The sequence below is a fragment of the Candidatus Methylomirabilota bacterium genome (genome assembly GCA_035709005.1).
In the GTDB taxonomy this organism is placed as follows: Bacteria; Methylomirabilota; Methylomirabilia; order Rokubacteriales; family CSP1-6; genus 40CM-4-69-5.
This window is the reverse complement of record DASTFB010000133.1, coordinates 1-17,603: the sequence shown is the minus strand read 5'-3', so window position 1 is coordinate 17,603 and position 17,603 is coordinate 1. Positions and strand designations below refer to the sequence as shown.

Sequence of the window (17,603 nt, the reverse complement as noted above, 5' to 3'; positions counted from 1 at the left end):
CGACCTTCGCCGATGGGCCGCTCGCGCACCACGCTACTGTTCGGCCTGCTGCTCGTCGTCTTCGCCTTCGTCGGTCAGGTCGTGCCGCTGTATACCGACTGGCTCTGGTTCCAGGAGGTCGGCTACCGCCAGGTGTTCCTCACCATGCTGTCGTACCGGGGCGGGCTCTTCACGGCGGTGGCCCTGGGCGTGCTGATCTTCCTCTACGTGAACCTCAGCTTCGCGGCCCGGACGGCCCGGCCCGATGTGCTGTGGGAGCTGGAGGACCAGCTGGGGCTGCCCGGGCGGGTGGTGATCGAGCCTCTCATCCGCCGCTTCCTGCCCGTGGTGCTGGTCCTCATCTCCTTTCTCTCGGCCCTGCGGGCCAGCGCCCAGTGGGAGACCCTGCTCGCCTACTTCAATCGCGTGCCCTTCGGCACCGACGACCCGCTGTTCGGCCGGGACCTGGGGTTCTTCGTCTTCACCCTGCCGCTCTGGCGCCGCCTGGCCGGCTGGGGCACGACCCTGGTGGTGGGCACGCTCGTCTTGACGCTCTTGATCTACGTGCTGCAGCGCAGCCTCGTCCTGACGTCGCACGGTCCCCGACTGGCCGCGGGGGCGCGGGCCCACCTCCTCGTCCTGGGCGCGATGCTGCTGGGCCTGGTGGGCGCCAGCTTCTGGCTGGGTCGTTTCGAGCTGGTCTACTCCGGGCGCGGGGTCGTCTTCGGGGCGACCTACACCGACGTCAACGCGGCGCTGCCCGCGTACGGCGTGCTCACCGTGTTGTCCCTGGTCGCCGCGGTGGCCTGCCTGGTTCAGCTGGCCCGGCCCGGCTTGCGTCTGGTGGCGGTGGCCCTGGCCGCGCTGATGGCCGTCTGGGTCCTCGGGCTCGGCGTGTACCCGGGCATCTTGCAGCGCTTCCGGGTGACCCCCAACGAGCTGGAGGCCGAGCGGCCCTACATCGTCCACAACATCCGCATGACCCGGCAGGCGTACGGTCTGGACCGCATCGTCGAGCGCGAGTTTCCCGCCGACGAGACGCTCGACCCCGGCGCGCTGCAGCGGAACGCGCCGACCATCGAGAACATCCGCCTCTGGGACCACGGCCCGCTGCTGCGCACGTATGCTCAGCTGCAGGAGATCCGCACCTACTACAAGTTCGTCGACGTGGACGTCGACCGCTATGCGGTCAACGGCGAGTACCGGCAGGTCATGCTCTCGCCCCGGGAGCTGAGCTACCAGCACCTGCAGGCCAGCCGGAGCTGGATCAACGAGCACCTGACGTTCACGCATGGCTACGGCGCCGTGGTGGGCCCGGTGAACCGGGTGACGCCGGAGGGGTTGCCCGACTTCCTGGTCAAGGACATCCCGCCGCGGAGCCAGGGTTTCCTGCCCATCACCCGGCCGGAGATCTACTTCGGCGAGATCGCCAACGACTACGTCCTGGTGCGGACCGGCTCGCAGGAGCTGGATTACCCGGCCGGCGACCAGAACGTCTACACCACGTACCAGGGGCAGGGCGGCATTCCGCTCTCCTCGTTCTTCCGCAAGCTGGTGTTCGCCGCGCGCTTCGGCGAGATCAAGATCTTGTTGTCCGACGACCTCACGCTCGAGAGCCGCGTCCTCATGCACCGGCCCGTGGCCGAGCGGATCCGCCGCATCGCGCCCTTCTTCCGCTACGACCGCGACCCCTACATCGTCGTCGCCCAGGACGGCCGACTCGTTTGGATCCTCGACGGGTACACCACCACCGATCGGTACCCGTACTCCGACCCGGTGCGGGGCGTGGGGAACTACATCCGCAACTCGGTGAAGGCCACGGTCGATGCCTATCACGGCACGGTGACCTTCTATCTCGCCGACCCCACCGATCCCATCGTGCAGGTCTACGCGCGGGCCTTTCCCGAGCTGCTGCGTCCGCTCGACGCGATGCCGGACGACCTGCGCCCGCACATTCGCTACCCGGAGGACTTCTTCACCCTGCAGGCGCGGAAGTACGCCGTCTACCACATGGAAGATCCCCAGGTCTTCTACAACAAGGAGGACATGTGGACGGTGCCCCGGCGGACCGTGGATGGGCGTGAGCGGGAGATGGAGCCCTACTACACGATCCTGCGATTGCTGGGGGAGAAGAAGGAAGAGTTCGTCCTGCTCACCCTGTTCAATCCCAGCCGCCGCGACAACATGATCGCCTGGCTGGCCGCCCGCTCCGACCCGCCGAACTACGGCCGGCTCGTCGTCTATAACTTTCCCAAGCAGAAGCTCGTCTACGGCCCCCGTCAGATCGACGCCCGGATCGATCAGGACGCCGCGATCTCCGAGCAGCTCACGCTCTGGAGCCAGCGGGGCTCCAGCGTGATCCGCGGCTCGCTGCTGGCCATTCCCATCGACCAGTCACTCATCTACGTCCAGCCCATCTACCTGGCCGCCTCCGAGCAAGGTGCGCTACCCGAGCTGCGCCGGGTCGTCGTCGCCCACGGCAACCAGATCGCCATGGAGCCCACGCTCGAGCAGGCGCTGGCCCGGGTCTTCGGGGGCCGCGCGGCAGCGGCGCCGGTCGCCGCGCCGGGCGCGACGCCGACGCGACGAGAGCCGGCGGGCGGCGGCGTGGCGCCGCTGGCCCGGCGGGCCTGGGACACCTGGCAGCGGGCGCAGGACGCGCTGCGCAAGGGGGACTGGACCCAGTACGGGGCCGAGCAGAAGCGCCTTGAAGAGGCCCTGCGCGCGCTCACCGAAGCCGCCCGGTAACATCGGAGGGGGCCGCGACGGCCCTCTCCGAGACCTCCCCCAAGATCGAATTGCGCCGGCAAAGCCGGCGCCCGGGCATCCAGCCTTACGGTTGGCGCCGCTTGTGCCCCGGGTCACGTTCGCGAGCGCAAGAACAACGCTGTGCCCACGCCGAGGAAGATGACGTTGGCGGTCCAGGCGGCCAGCAGAGGAGGCAGCAGCTCGGCCTGCCCCAGCGCGCGGGCGGAGCGGTCGACGACCAGATAGCCGGCCATGATGGCGATGGCCAGCCCGGTGCCGTAGAGCCGGCCCCCGCGGGGGGCCTGGAGCGCGAAGGGGATGGCCACCAGGATCATGATCAGGCTCTCCAGTGGGCCGGACAGCTTGCCGTACATGCCCACCAGGTACTTGGTGACCCGGAACCCCGCGGCCTCCAGCTTGGCCACGTAGTCCCGCAGCTCGCGATAGCTCATCTCGGTGGGTCGCTTCTGCACGTCGGTGAAGTCCTGGATGCTTTCCTCGAGCTCGACGGCGGTGCGCACGAAGGGCACCGTGGTCACTTGCCCGGTGGTGTCGAGCTCCCGGATCGTGCCGTCCACGAACTCCCACCCGTCGGGGCTCCAGTGGGCGTGCCGGGCGTCGATCCGGCTGACCAGACGGAAATCGCCGTCCACCTCGAGGATGGTGATTCCGTACAGATCCTGGCTGGCCGGGTTCAGCAGCTCGACCCGATAGAAGCGGCGCTCCGCGCTGCGCAGCCACAGGCGGGTCCGGGTCTGCAGGTGCCGGGGAAGCTGACCGCGGATCTTGACGCGATCCACCTCCTCGCGGCCGGTGCTGAGGATGGGCAGCGCGAACTCCTGGAAGAGGCCGGCGCCGATGGAGGCCAGCAACCCGGTGATGAGGATCGGCGCGCTGATCCGATAGAGGCTCATGCCGGCCGCCTTGAGCGCGGTGAGCTCGTGCCACCGGCTGAGCGTGAGGAACAGAAAGATCGTGGCGATCAGCATCACCACGGGCAGGCCCTGGTGCAGCGCGATGGGGATCAAGAAGAGAAAGTGCTCGGCGATGTAGAGCAGAGGCGGCTTGATGCGCAGGTAGCGATCGAGGGTGCTCACCAGGTCGACGACGATGATGAGCGTCGTGGCCACCAGGAGCCCCATGGCCACGAACCCCAAGAACTGTCGCAGCAGGTAGCGGTCGATGATGAAGGTCGTGTCGATGCCGCCGCCGCGGCGCCGGCGGCGGCCCGTGCGCGGGCGGGGCAGATGCTCCCACAGAGCGTTGCTGATCTGCCACACCCGGTGCAGCCGGGGGGCCCGGAGCTCCCGGGCCGTCACCACCATCATGACGGTGCCGATCGCGGCCAGCAGGATGTTCGGCGCCCAGATGGCCAGGCCCAGGGGCATCCCTTGCCGCAGGGCCAGGCTCTCGAGCGAGGTGAGCGTGAGGTAGTAGAACAGCAGGATTCCCAGGGTGGCGATGAAGGCGACGCTGCGACCGCCCCGGTGGGACCGCACGGCCAGGGGAAACGCCACCAGGGCGAAAACGAGGGCGGCCACCGGAAGGGCCTGGCGTTTGTGCAGCTCCGTTTCGAAGACCATCCGGCTCTGGGGATCCTGACTGAGAGCCGCGATGCGCTCACGCAGCGCGGCCGTTCCCAGGTCCCGTTCCGGCTTTTCCAGCCGGCCGATCCCCTTGAGGGACGATTCCAGCGACAGCGTCATGTCGTAGATGGCGAACGCCGTGTACCGGTAGCGTTTGGGCCCGGCGGCCCCGCCGGCGGCCTGGGGGCTGGCCGGGACCACGTCGGCCTCGTTGACGGCGCCGTCGATCAGCCGCAGGGTGATGCGCCGCTGCGGCTCGTCGGGGATCAGGCGGCCCTCGCGGGCTGTGATGATGCGGCTGACCGAGGGGTCGCGTTCGTCGGAGACGATGACCCCGCGCAGCCCGACCTGGGAGGCGCTGATCTCCTCCACGTAGATCATCACGTCGGAGAAGCTCGTGTTGAACACGCGCTCGGTGAGGGCGCTGACCGCCCGGGACTGCAGGATGACGAACAGCTGCTGCTGGAAGAGGCGGTTGGCCGCCGGCGTGAGGTAGAGGGTGAGCCCGGCTCCGGCCAGGGACACGAGGAGGCCGGCCACCAGCACCGGACGGAACAGGCGCCACAGGCTCAGTCCCGCCGCCTTGCAGGCGACGATCTCCAGATCGGCGGCCATGCGGGCGCCGGCCAGGAGCACCGCGACCAGCAGGGCCATCGGCAGCGTGTAAGCCAGGAAGGACGGCAGCATGAAGACCAGGAGCTGCAGGACCAGATGGAACGGCACGCCCTTGGTGATGACCAGCTCGGTGAGCTGGTAGAGGCGGTCGATGATGAGGAAGAACGTGAAGAGCGTGACCCCCAGCGCGAAGGGCGCGATGAGCTCCCGCAGGAGGTAACGGTCGAGGACGGTGAGCCCGGGAAGCCGCATCGGCCTGTTGTACCATAGCAAAATGACTTGGAAGTCCTTTCCTGGCCTGGCCGGCGTGGTGGTCGTCTGCCTGGCCGCCTCGCCGCTGGCCGCGGACAATCCCTCCGATCGCCTCGATCGCTTCCGGGACCTGGCGGCCGCGCGCTTGAGCATCGCCGAGCTGGCCGACGCCGATCGCGCCTTCGAAGCCTATCGGGACATCTACGCGTTGCTCGACGAGGAGGTGGTCGACAGCCTGGCCAGCGGCGGCGTCTTCGCAGCCCCCGCGTTTCTCCAGTTGCGGATGGATGGCTTCGCCGAGGCCTGGGGTGGGGCCCGCCTGCAACTGCACCGGGTGGGCGCCTTGACGGTCGGCACCTTCCAGCTTGGCGAGGGCCCGGGGGCCAGCGCCGTCCGCGTCTACGGGACGCAAGACGGTGAATCGCGCCTGGTGGCCGCGCTGCAGCGTCAGGGCCGGCCCAGCCTGTTTCCGCTCGCCGGCTCGAACGGCCACCCGATGATGTTGATCGTCTGGGAAGGCGTGGCCACCGGGCGGGGTACGCGCTCGCTCCGGGTCGATCTCGTTCGCCAGCGCGGCGAGGACGTGGCGGTGGTCTGGAGCACGGCGGATCTGTTCCCCGAGGGGCTGATGGCGCGCCAGTGGCGCGTCCAGAACGGCGAGGTTCGGGTCCGCTACGAGCTGCGCTATCCGGGCTGGATCCCCGGCTGCGAGGCCCAGACTGAGCAGGAAGACGTCTTCCGCGCGAGCCCGGACGCCGAGCGGTTCGTCCGGGTCGGCGTCCGCCAGCACAATGCCTGGCACCGCGCGTTGCACCAGGCGGTGGCCGCCCTCGTGGAGGCGCTGGCGTCGGGGGATCGCGCCCGGCTGGCGGCGCTGGTTCCCGATCCCAAGCTGCGCGAGCAGCTTCCGGCACGACTCGAGCGGGCCCTGGCCTGTGACGCCGCTCAGGGGCCGGACCCCGCAACCGTTTCGGTGGCGGCCACCGCCGGCGATCTGGGCCCCTGGTCCCTGATCTTCCGCCGTCGTGGAGGACAGTGGCGGCTGACGGCTGCGGCCCCGGTGCTACAATGAACGGCCCGCGATGAAGCCTCCGGCGGCCCCGATCGCTGATCGCTACGATCCGTCCACCGCCGAGGCGCGCTGGTATCCGGAGTGGGAGCGGCTCGGGTACTTCCGGGCCGACCCGGCCTCGGCCAAGCCGGCCTACTGCATCGTCATCCCGCCGCCCAACGTGACGGGCGCCCTGCACATGGGCCACGCGTTCACGTTCACCCTGCAGGACGTGCTCATCCGCATGAAGCGGATGGACGGATTCGACGCGCTCTGGCAGCCTGGCACCGACCACGCCGGCATTGCCACCCAGGTCGTGGTCGAGCGCCAGCTCCTCGCCGAGGGCAAGCGCAAGGAGGACCTCGGCCGCGAGGCGTTCGTGGCCCGGGTGTGGCGGTGGACGGACGAGGCGGGCGGCACCATCCTCCGCCAGCTCAGGCGGCTGGGTGCCTCCGTCGACTGGACCCGCCTGCGCTTCACCCTGGACGAGGGCTTGTCGCGGGCGGTGCGCGAAGCGTTCGTGCGGCTGTACGACGCCGGCCTGATCTACCGGGACGACTACATCGTCAACTGGTGCCCGCGCTGCCAGACCGTGCTGTCCGACCTGGAGGTGGAGCGGGAGGAGCGCGACGCGGAGTTCGTCTACATCAAGTACGGCCCGTTGACGCTGGGCACCGTGCGGCCCGAGACCAAGCTGGGCGACACCGGCCTGGCCGTCCACCCGCGCGATCCGCGTTACGCCGCCTACGTCGGCCGCACGCTGCGGATCCCCTCGGTGGAGGGCGAGATCGAGATCAGGGTCGTGGCCGATGAGGCGGTGGACCCGGAGTTCGGCACCGGGGTCATCAAGGTCACGCCCGGACACGATCCCGTCGACTTCGAGATCGGGCGGCGCCACAACCTGCCCGTCCGCACGGTTATCGGCTTCGACGGCCGAATGACGGAGGCCGCCGGGAAGTACGCCGGCCTCGACCGCTTCGAGACGCGCCGGAAGATCGTCGACGATCTGCAGGCCCTGGGGCTCATCGAGCGTCGGGAGCCGTACCGTCACGCCGTGGGCCTCTGCTACCGGTGCAAGACGGTCGTGGAACCGCTCGTCTCCAAGCAGTGGTACGTCCACGTCAAGCCGCTGGCCGAGGGCGCGCTGGCCGCCGCTCACGACGGGCGGATCACCATCATCCCGACGGGCTGGACCAAGACCTACGACCAGTGGATGGAGAACATCCGCCCGTGGTGCATCTCGCGGCAGCTGTGGTGGGGCCACCGCATCCCGGCCTGGTACTGCGACAGCGACGGCTCGGTGCACGTCGCGCGCACGGAGCCGAGCGCGTGCCCGAAGTGCGGCGGCCCGCTGCGTCAGGATCCCGACGTCCTGGACACCTGGTTCTCCTCGGGCCTGTGGCCATTCTCGACGCTGGGCTGGCCCGACGACACCCCGGAACTGCGCAAGTACTACCCGACCTCGGTGCTGGTGACGGGCTTCGACATCCTGTTCTTCTGGGTCGCCCGGATGGCCATGCTCGGCCTACACTTCATGCGGGCCGAGCCGTTCCGCGACGTCTACATCCACGCCCTCGTGCGGGACGCCGAGGGCCAGAAGATGTCCAAGTCGAAGGGCAACGTCATCGATCCGCTCGCCCTCATGGATACGTACGGCACGGACGCCTTCCGCTTCACGCTGGCCGCGCTGGCCGCCCAGGGCCGCGATATCCGGATCAGCGACGAGCGGGTGGAGGGCTACCGCAACTTCGCCAACAAGCTCTGGAACGCCGCCCGCCTGGTCCTCTCCAACCTCGACGGCTACGAGCCCGGTGGGGACACCGGCCCGGCAGGGCTGCCCGGGCGCTGGATCCAGAGTCGGCTCCAGGCGACGATCACCTCGGTCCGTGACGCGCTGGCGGCCTATCGGTTCAACGATGCCGCCGGCGCGATCTATCAGTTCCTGTGGAACGATTTCTGCGACTGGTACCTGGAGGCCGCCAAGGGCCCGCTCTACCGGGCCGATAGCCCGGCCGAACGACAGCGCGTGCAGCACACACTGGTGACCGTGCTGGAAACGACGTTGCGGTTGCTGCATCCGTTCATGCCGTTCATCACCGAGGAGCTGTGGCAGCGGCTGCCCCACGAGGGCGACTCCGTCATGGTGGCCTCGTATCCCCGGGCCAGCGCAGCCCTGGTCGCGCCGGACGCCGAGCGGGACATGGCGGTGCTCATGCAGAGCGTCACGGCGATTCGCAACATCCGGGGCGAGATGCGCATCGCGCCCGGCGCGAGGCTGGAGGTCCTGCTGCGTCCGGCTTCCGAGCACGCCGAGGTGATCGAGGCCCATCGGGCGCTGGTCGAGACCCTGGCTCGCTGCCGGCTGACCCTGGACCCTCGCGCGACGCGCCCGTCCGGCTCGGCCCTCGCCGTCGTCGGCCGCTCGGAGATCTACGTGCAGCTCGCCGGGGTCGTGGACTTCGCTGGCGAGCGCGCCCGTCTGGACAAGGAGATCCGACGCGCCGCCGAGCAGATCGCGTTTCTCGAGGCCAAGCTCGGGCGGGCGGACTTCGTGGAGCGCGCGCCCGCCGAGGTCGTGGCCAAGGAGCGCGAGCGGCTGGGTGAGCAGCGGCGGCTGAAGGCCAAGCTGGAGGCGAGCCTGGCCGCGATCGAGGAAGGAGGCGCGTGAGGCCTCCGGTCGTTCGGGTGGGGAGCGTGGCCTCGACCCAGGCGGTGGCCTTCGAGCTGGCCGAGCGGGGCTCCGCGGACGGCACGGCGGTCGTGGCGGAGCACCAGACCGCCGGCCGGGGCCGTCGGGGAGCGCGCTGGGAGGACGAGCCCGGATCGAGCCTGCTGCTGTCGATCGTGCTCCGGCCCGCACTGGAGCCGGCCCGCTTGCCGATGCTCTCGTACGCCGCTGCGGTGGCGGTCGCGGAGGCCCTGGCGTCGGTCGCTCCGGTCTCGCCCCGGCTCAAGTGGCCCAACGACGTCCTCGTCGGGTCCCGCAAGATCGCCGGGATCCTCCTGGAGACGCGGCTGGGCCGGGGGCCGGTGATCACCATCCTCGGCATCGGCGTGAATCTCGGCCAGCGCCGTTTCGTCGGCGCCCTGGCCGACCGAGCCACGTCGGTGGCCCTCGAAACGGGGTTAACCGTGGATCGGGAGGTGTTGCTCACCGCGCTGCTCGACGGTCTCGACGCCTGGCGGCGGCGCCTGGAGGCCGAAGGATTCGACGTCGTGCGGCGGCGCTGGATCGAGCTCAGCGACACCCTGGGCCGGGAGGTGACCGTCGACGGCGCCCGCGGCGTGGCCCGCGACGTCGACGCCGAGGGCGCCCTGATCCTCGACACGGCCGGCGGCCGGCATCGCGTGCTGGCCGGCGCGCTCGAGAGCTGAGGTGCTGCTCGTCGCCGACGTCGGCAACACCAACACGACCATCGGGGTGTTCGACGGCTCTCACCTGCGCGTGTCGTGGCGACTGACCAGTCGCCGCGAGCAGACGGCCGACGAGTACGGCGTGTTCATCGAGATGCTCCTGCGGACGCGGGGGATCGCCACCCAGGACATCACCGCCATCGCCATCTCCAACGTCGTGCCCCCGGTCCAGCAGACGCTGGAGTGGATGGCCGAGAAGTACTTCGGGCGCACGCCCTTCTTCGTCGAGCCCGGCGTCAACACGAGCATGCCGCTGGCCGTGCCCGTCCCCCGCGAGGTCGGGCCGGACCGGATCCTGGCGGCGGTCGGGGGCACCGCGCTGTACGGCACCCCGCTGATCGTCGTGGACTTCGGCACGGCGACGACGTTCAGCTGCGTCAATGCCGCCGGCGAATTCATCGGAGGGGCAATCGCCCCCGGGCTGGGGATCTCCGTCGAGGCGATGCTGAGCCGGGCGGCCCGCCTGGCCCGCGTGGAGCTGGTCTGCCCACCCCAGGCAATCGGGCGGGACACCACGAGCAACATCCAGTCTGGTGTCGTGTACGGCTGGGCGGGACTGGTCGACGGCATGGTCGAACGCATGCGCCAGGAGATGGGCGCCCCCGCGAGCGTGGCCGCGACCGGAGGCCTGGTCTCCCTGATCTCGGGCGTCAGCCGGTCGATCCAGCACGTCAACGCCGACCTCAAGCTCGAGGGCCTGCGCCTGCTCTGGGAGAGGGCAGGGGGGGTTCATTGACACCCTGCAGGGTGGTCGCTATACTGCACCAAATCTTGTATAGGGCAGCCCGGCGATCCCTATATACGGGGCGTCGGGGCGGATCTCTCACTCAGGGACGAAGGGGGGAGTCGGATGGGGATGTGGGTCGGCCGGGGGCGCAAGGCGCGGGTGGCCTACGGGTTCGACGACATCGCGCTTGTGCCGGGGACGCTCACGGTGAACCCGAACGAGGTCGACATTTCCTGGGAGCTCTGCGGCCGTCGCTTCGAGCTGCCGATCATCGCCGCCGCGATGGACGGCGTCGTCGGGCCCGAGCTGGCGATCGAGATGGGGCGGCTAGGAGGTCTGGCCGTCCTCAACCTCGAGGGGATCTTCTCGCGCTACGACAACCCGGAGGACGTCATCGCGAGGATCGTCTCGGCCAGCCAGGAGGAAGCCACCCGGATCATCCAGTCGATCTACAGTGAGCCCATCAAGGACGAGCTGATCCACCGCCGCATCCAGGAGATCAAGAAAGGCGGTAGCGCGGTCGCCGTTTCCTCGATCCCGCAACGGGCCGAGCGCTTCGCCCAGATCGCCCAGGAAGCGGGCGCCGATATCTTCGTCGTGCAGTCCACGGTCACCACCGCGCGGCATTTCGCCACCGAGTACACGCCCGTCGACTTCCGGCAGCTCAAGCGTCAGCTGGCGATCCCGCTCGTCATCGGCAACTGCGTGACCTACGAGGCCTGCCTGGAGCTCATGGAGTGCGGCGCGGACGCGCTGCTCATCGGCGTAGGTCCGGGTGCCGCCTGCACGAGTCGAGAGGTGCTCGGGCTCGGGGTGCCGCAGGTCACGGCCACCGCCGACTCGGCGGCCGCCCGGGACTTCCATTACAAGCAGACGGGTCGCTACGTCCCCATCTTCACCGACGGGGGCATGACCACTGGCGGCGACGTGTGCAAGGCCTTCGCGGCGGGCGCCGACGCGGTGATGATCGGCTCGGCCTTCGCGCGGGCCGTGGAAGCGCCGGGTCGTGGCTATCACTGGGGCATGGCCACGCCGCACCTGAACCTCCCTCGCGGGACCCGCATCCGCGTGGGCGTGGCCGGCCCGCTCGAGCAGATCCTGTTCGGACCGGCCTTCACGGAGGACGGCACGCTGAACCTGGTGGGGGCGATCCGCACGTGCATGGGCTCGGTGGGAGCCCGGAACATCCGCGAGCTGCAGCAGACCGAGTTGATCATCGCGCCGGCGATCAAGACCGAAGGCAAGGTCTTTCAGCAAGCCCAGAAAGTCGGACGCGCGCGGTAACCCCGTCGGGGAGCCAGCCGTGGAGACGGGGGACAAGATCGCGGTCCTCGATTTCGGCGCGCAGTACTCGCAGCTCATCGCGCGCCGGATCCGTGAGCTCGGGGTGTACTCGGAGGTCGTGCCCTGTAGCCAGCCGCTGGCGGAGATCCGGGCCGCCGGCTATCGCGGGCTGATCCTGTCTGGCGGGCCCTCCAGCGTCTACGAGGAGGGGGCCCCGCTGCCCGAACGCGGTCTGTTCGATCTCGGCGTACCGGTCCTGGGGATCTGCTACGGCATGCAGGCCATGGGCTACCTGCTCGGCGGCCACGTGGTGCCCGCGGAGCGCCGTGAGTACGGGGCGGCCGAGGTCCGGCTCACCGGCCGCAGTCGGCTGCTGGAGGGCGTCGAGCCGGAGCGGGACGGCCGCCTGAGCGTATGGATGAGCCACGGAGACACCGTGCTCAAGCCGCCGAAGGGGTTCAGCCCGCTGGGGGCGACCGCCAACTGTCCGGTGGCGGCCATGGCCGACGAGGAGCGCAGTCTCTACGCCGTGCAGTTCCACCCCGAGGTCGCCCATACCCCCCAGGGTCGGAAGATCCTTGAGAACTTCCTCGAGGTCTGTGGGGTTAAACGCGCGTGGTCCATGGCCTCGTTCATCGACAGCGCGGTGGAGGACATCCGCGGCAAGGTCGGGCAGGACCGCGTGCTGTGCGCGCTCAGCGGCGGGGTCGATTCGGCGGTCGTCGCCGTGCTCGTTCACCGGGCGGTCGGTGAGCAGCTGACCTGCATGTTCGTCGACAATGGCCTGCTCCGCAAAGGCGAGGCCAGTGCGGTCGTGCACACGTTTCGCGACACCTTCAAGATCCCGCTCGTGCACGTCGACGCCGCTCAACGCTTCCTGGACGTGTTGCGAGGCGTGAGCGACCCTGAGATCAAGCGCAAGCGGATCGGGGCCGAGTTCATCGCGGTCTTCGAGGACGAAGCCCGCCGGCTCGGCCACATCCCCTGGCTGGCCCAGGGGACGCTGTATCCCGACGTCATCGAGTCGGTCTCGTTCAAGGGGCCGTCGGCCACGATCAAGACGCACCACAACGTCGGCGGCCTGCCCACCCGGATGCAGTTCCGTTTGCTGGAGCCGCTGCGCGAGCTGTTCAAGGACGAGGTTCGGCGGGTGGGCGAGCTCCTGGGCCTGCCGGCGGAGATCGTGTGGCGGCAGCCGTTCCCCGGCCCCGGGCTGGCCATCCGGCTACTGGGTGACGTCACGCCGGAGCGCCTGGCGCTGCTGCGGGAGGCCGACGCCATCGTGCAGGAGGAGGTGCGGCGGGCCGGGCTGGAGCGGGAGCTCTGGCAGGCCTTCGCGGTCCTGCTGCCCGTTCGGACGGTCGGCGTGATGGGCGATTTTCGGACCTACGCCCAGGTGATCGCCCTGCGCGCCGTGATGAGCCAGGACGCGATGACGGCCGACTGGGCTCGGCTGCCCTACGACCTCCTCGGACGCATCTCCAGCCGCATCACCAACGAGGTCAAGGGCGTGAACCGGGTCGTGTTCGACATCTCCTCGAAACCCCCCTCGACGATTGAATGGGAGTGAAAGGATGAGGACCGGGCGCGTTCGAGCGCCGGCTTGGCCGGCGCAATCCTCGGGGGAGGCCCTGGAGGGGGCCGCCGAGGCCCCCTCCAGATAAATGAACCACGCCGAATTCGTCCACCTCCACGTCCACTCCGAGTACAGCCTGCTCGACGGGGCCGCCCAGCTCGAGAAGCTGGTGGCCAAGGCCAGGGAGCTCCGGTTCCCCGCCCTGGCCCTGACCGATCACGGCAATCTCTTCGGCGCGGTCGATTTCTACCTGGCCGCGCAGAAGGCCGGGCTCAAGCCCATCCTGGGCTGCGAGCTCTACGTGGCCCCCGGCCACCGGCGGGAGCGAGGCTCTCAAGACGGCGGCTACGAGGGTGCCAACCACCTGACCGTCCTGGCCCGAAACCTGACCGGGTACAAGAACCTGATCAAGCTGGTCTCCAAGGCGTACCTCGAGGGCTTCTACTACAAGCCACGGGTCGACAAGGAGCTCCTGGCGGCTCACGCCGACGGGCTGCTGGTGCTCTCAGGGTGCCTGAACTCCGAGGTGTCGCGCCTGATCAGCGCCGGCGACGTCGACAAGGCGGCGGTCGCGGCCGGGTGGTACCGCGAGGTCTTCGGCAAGGACCACTACTTCATGGAGGTTCAGGCTCACGGCCTGGAGGAACAGCGGCGCGTGACGGCCGAGACGCTCACCATCGCGCGCGCCCTCGGCGCTCCCATCGTGGGCACCAACGACTCCCATTACCTGGAAGCCGGCCACGCCCGGGCCCACGAAGCGTTGCTGTGTATCCAGACCGGATCCACCCTGCTCGATCCGCGCCGGTGGCGGTTCTCCACCGAGGAGTTCTACGTGAAGTCGGCCGAGGAAATGGCCCGGGTGTTCGCCGAGTTGCCCGAGGCCTGCCGCAACACCCTGGCCGTGGCCGAGCGGTGCAACGTCACGCTCGAGTTCGGCTCGTTCCACCTGCCGCGGTACGTGGTCCCGGATGGGCACACGCTCAACAGCTACCTGGAGCACCTCGCCCGCCAGGGCCTCGTCCGTCGCTACGGCCCGGCCACTGGCGATGCGGTGGAGGCCCGCCTCCGCCACGAGATCGGCATCATCGAGAAGATGGGCTTCGCCGGCTACTTCCTGGTGGTCTGGGACTTCATCCGGTGGGCTCGCGAGCAGGGGATCGCGGTGGGGCCGGGCCGGGGGTCGTCGGCGGGCTCGCTCGTCGCCTACTGCCTGGGGATCACCAACATCGATCCGCTCCGCTACGGCCTGCTCTTCGAGCGGTTCCTCAATCCCGAGCGCGTGTCGATGCCTGACATGGACATCGACTTCGCCGACGATCGTCGCGACGAGGTGATCCGATACGTGGCCGAGAAGTATGGTCGGGACCGGGTGGCCCACATCATCACCTTTGGCACCCTGGGCGCCAAGGCGGCGATCCGCGACGTGGGGCGTGTGCTGGGCATGACCTACGCCGACGTCGACCGGATCGCCAAGCTCGTTCCCGCCTTTCCCCTGAACATCACCCTGGACGAGGCCTACCAGAAGTCGCCGCCGCTCGCCGAGATGGTGCGGGCTCAGCCCCAGGTGCGGGAGCTGTGGGAGATCGCCCGGGCCCTGGAAGGCGGCACGCGTCACGCCTCCGTCCACGCCTCGGCCGTCGTGATCTCCGACGAGCCGCTGGACGAGCACATCCCGCTCTACAAGGATCCCAAGCGCCCGGAGCTCATCACCGGCTACGCCATGGGGCCGATCGAGAAGCTCGGCCTGCTCAAGATGGACTTCCTGGGGCTGCGCACCCTCACCGTCCTGGCCAACACGATCACCCTGCTCCGGCAGTCGCAGCGGATCGAGCTGGACCTTGACCGCATTCCTCTGGACGACGCCGCCGCCTACGAGCTGCTGGGGGAAGCCAAGACCTTCGGCGTGTTCCAGCTGGAGTCGGCGGGGATGCGCGACGCGCTGCGCGGTCTGCGGCCCGAGCGCCTGGAAGACGTCATCGCCATCGTGTCCCTCTACCGGCCAGGGCCGATGGAGCTGATCCCGGACTTCATCCACCGGCGGCACGGGCGGGCCAAGATCACGTACGAGCACCCGGCCATGGAGACGTACACCCGGGAAACGTACGGGATCATGGTCTACCAGGAACAGATCATGCAGATCGCCTCCGAGATGGCCGGGTTCACCATGGGGGAGGCCGACACGCTCCGTCGGGCCATGGGCAAAAAGGATCGCGAGCTGATGGCCCAGCAGCGCGACAAGTTCCTCTCCGGCTGCCGGGAGCGGGGAACGGCGACGGCCAAGGCCGAGCGCGTGTGGGAGCTGATGGAGAAGTTCGCGGGCTACGGCTTCAACAAGAGCCATGCCGCGGCCTACGCCCTGGTGGCCTACCAGACCGCCTACTGCAAGGCCAACTATCCCGTGGAGTTCATGGCCGCGCTCCTCACCTCGGAAATGGGCGACACCGACAAGATCGTGAAGTACATCGAAGAGTGTCGGGCCATGGGGATCCGGGTGGACCCGCCGGACGTGAACGTCTCCCAGGTGACCTTCAGCGTGTCGGGCGGGGCGATCCGCTTTGGGCTCGCCGCCATCAAGAACGTGGGTGAGGCGGCGATGGAATCGATCCTGGCCACCCGGGAGAAGGATGGCGCCTTCCCGGGCCTGGAGGACTTCTGTGCGCGCGTGGACCTGCGCCTGGTGAATCGCCGGGTGCTGGAGAGCCTGATCAAAGCGGGCGCCTTCGACAGCCTGGGGCTCTCGCGCGCCCATCTCATGAGCACCGTCGACGCGGCGCTGGAGGCCGGACAACGCCGCCAGCGCGAGCGGGTCGAAGGTCAGGCCTCCTTCTTCGATCTGCTGCCCGCGCCCGCGGCCGTGCCCAAGGCCGAGCCGATCAGCGTCGTGCCGGAGTGGGACGACGATGAGCGGCTGGCCTTCGAGAAAGAGGTGCTGGGCTTCTACATCTCGGGCCACCCGCTCGCCCGCTACGGATCCCTCGTCGACTCTCTGGGGATCACCGGCACGGCCGACCTCGCCGGGAAGAGCCCGGGCAGCCGGGTTCTTTTGTTCGGCCAGGTGGCCGCGGTCAAGGAGACGTCCACCAAGAGTGGCAGCCGCATGGCCTTCGTGACGCTCGAAGACATGAACGGCACGGTGGAGGTGACCATCTTCCCCGAGCCCTTCAAGGCGGCCGCCGAGCACCTGCGCTCCCGCGAGCCACTGCTGATCCGCGGCCGCCTGGACGACAGCGACAAGGGACGGGTGGTCCTGGCCGAAGATGTTCGGCCCCTCGCCCAGGCCTTGCAGGAGGCCGCCGCCACGCGCAGCGCTCCGGCCGGCGAGCCCAGCGCGCTGCGTATCCGGCTGTCCGCCGGCGAGGGCGCCGAGGGGCTGATCGGCGCCGTCAAGACGCTGTGCGGAGGCTATCGGGGATCCGTTCCCGTTTACCTGCACGTGCTGCTGCCCACACAGGAGGTGGTCGTTCGCGCGAGAGCCCTGACCGTGACCCCCAACCCCGAGCTGCTGAAGAAGCTGGACGAGCTGCTCGGGCCGGACGCCAGCCGGGTGGAGCATGCCGGAAGCGCTTGAGTTCGAGCAGCCGCTGCTGGAGCTGGAGACGCGGATCGCCGAGCTGCAGGCTCAGGACGACCCGGATCAACGCGACGAGATCGCGCGCCTGGAGGAGCGGCTGACGCGCTTGCGCCAACGGACCTTCGCCAGCCTGACCGCCTGGCAGACGACGCAGCTGGCTCGGCATCCGCGCCGTCCGCATACCCGCGATTTCTGCCGCCTGCTCTTCGAGGACTTCCTCGAGCTCCACGGCGATCGACTGTACGGGGACGATCCCGCCATCGTCGGGGGGCTGGCGCGCTTCGAAGGCACCGGGGTCGTCGTGCTGGGCCACCAGAAGGGACGGGAGACCCGCGAGAAGCTCGCGCGGAATTTCGGGATGCCGCACCCGGAGGGCTATCGCAAGGCCCTGCGCCTCATGCAGATGGCGGACAGGTTCGAGAAGCCGGTCATCACCTTCATCGACACCCCGGGAGCGTATCCGGGCATCGCCGCCGAGGAGCGGGGACAGGCCGAGGCCATCGCCCGCAACCTCAAAGCGATGGCGGGGCTGCGGACCCCGATCATCGCCGTGGTCACGGGCGAGGGGGGCAGCGGGGGGGCCCTGGCGATCGGCATGGGCAACCGCGTGCTCATGCTCGAGTACGCGGTCTACTCGGTGATCTCTCCGGAGGGCTGCGCCGCGATCCTGTGGGGCGACGCGGGGAAGGCGCCGGAGGCCGCCGAGATCATGAAGATCACCGCCAGAGACCTGCTGCGCCTGGGGGTCATCGACGCGGTGGTGCCGGAGGCGCCGGGGGGCGCCCACCGCGACTGGGAGA

10 protein-coding genes are annotated in these 17,603 nt (G+C 69.4%); 9 read left to right on the top strand and 1 reads right to left on the bottom strand.

Going from position 1 to position 17,603, the window contains the following annotated elements; translation table 11 throughout:
- Positions 1-12: 12 nt before the first annotated feature.
- The gene (locus VFR64_22725) at positions 13-2,727 is read left to right on the top strand and encodes a UPF0182 family protein (GenBank protein ID HET9492549.1); all 2,715 of its coding nucleotides are present in this window, start codon (positions 13-15) and stop codon (positions 2,725-2,727) included.
- A gap of 113 nt (positions 2,728-2,840) precedes the next feature.
- On the opposite strand, the gene lptG is transcribed toward VFR64_22725, so the two are convergent.
- Entirely contained in the window at positions 2,841-5,180 is a 2,340-nt protein-coding gene (gene lptG, locus VFR64_22720) for an LPS export ABC transporter permease LptG (protein ID HET9492548.1), read from the bottom strand.
- Between the two features lie 22 nt (positions 5,181-5,202).
- On the opposite strand from lptG, the gene VFR64_22715 reads away from it, so the two are divergent.
- From VFR64_22715 to VFR64_22680, 8 genes are all read left to right on the top strand, one after another.
- The gene (locus tag VFR64_22715) at positions 5,203-6,252 is read left to right on the top strand and encodes a hypothetical protein (GenBank protein HET9492547.1); all 1,050 of its coding nucleotides are present in this window, start codon (positions 5,203-5,205) and stop codon (positions 6,250-6,252) included.
- A gap of 10 nt (positions 6,253-6,262) precedes the next feature.
- Positions 6,263-8,899 carry a valine--tRNA ligase gene (locus VFR64_22710; protein ID HET9492546.1) on the top strand — a complete coding sequence of 879 codons (2,637 nt, stop codon included), beginning with the start codon at positions 6,263-6,265 and terminating at the stop codon, positions 8,897-8,899.
- A complete protein-coding gene (locus VFR64_22705; GenBank protein ID HET9492545.1) occupies positions 8,896-9,606 on the top strand; it encodes a biotin--[acetyl-CoA-carboxylase] ligase in 711 nt (236 codons plus the stop codon). Before VFR64_22710 ends, VFR64_22705 begins: the two co-directional genes overlap by 4 nt.
- Before the next feature lies 1 nt (position 9,607).
- Positions 9,608-10,381 carry a type III pantothenate kinase gene (locus tag VFR64_22700; protein ID HET9492544.1) on the top strand — a complete coding sequence of 258 codons (774 nt, stop codon included), beginning with the start codon at positions 9,608-9,610 and terminating at the stop codon, positions 10,379-10,381.
- Positions 10,382-10,495: 114 nt separating this feature from the next.
- Positions 10,496-11,656 (top strand): GuaB3 family IMP dehydrogenase-related protein, encoded by a 1,161-nt coding sequence (locus VFR64_22695; protein ID HET9492543.1) that lies wholly within the window; start codon positions 10,496-10,498, stop codon positions 11,654-11,656.
- A 19-nt stretch (positions 11,657-11,675) separates the two neighbouring features.
- A complete protein-coding gene (gene guaA, locus VFR64_22690) occupies positions 11,676-13,226 on the top strand; it encodes a glutamine-hydrolyzing GMP synthase (protein HET9492542.1) in 1,551 nt (516 codons plus the stop codon).
- A gap of 94 nt (positions 13,227-13,320) precedes the next feature.
- The gene (gene dnaE, locus VFR64_22685) at positions 13,321-16,800 is read left to right on the top strand and encodes a DNA polymerase III subunit alpha (protein ID HET9492541.1); all 3,480 of its coding nucleotides are present in this window, start codon (positions 13,321-13,323) and stop codon (positions 16,798-16,800) included.
- On the top strand, positions 16,784-17,603 hold an 820-nt coding region (locus VFR64_22680; protein HET9492540.1), incomplete at its 3' end, for an acetyl-CoA carboxylase carboxyltransferase subunit alpha. The genes dnaE and VFR64_22680, both read left to right, overlap by 17 nt.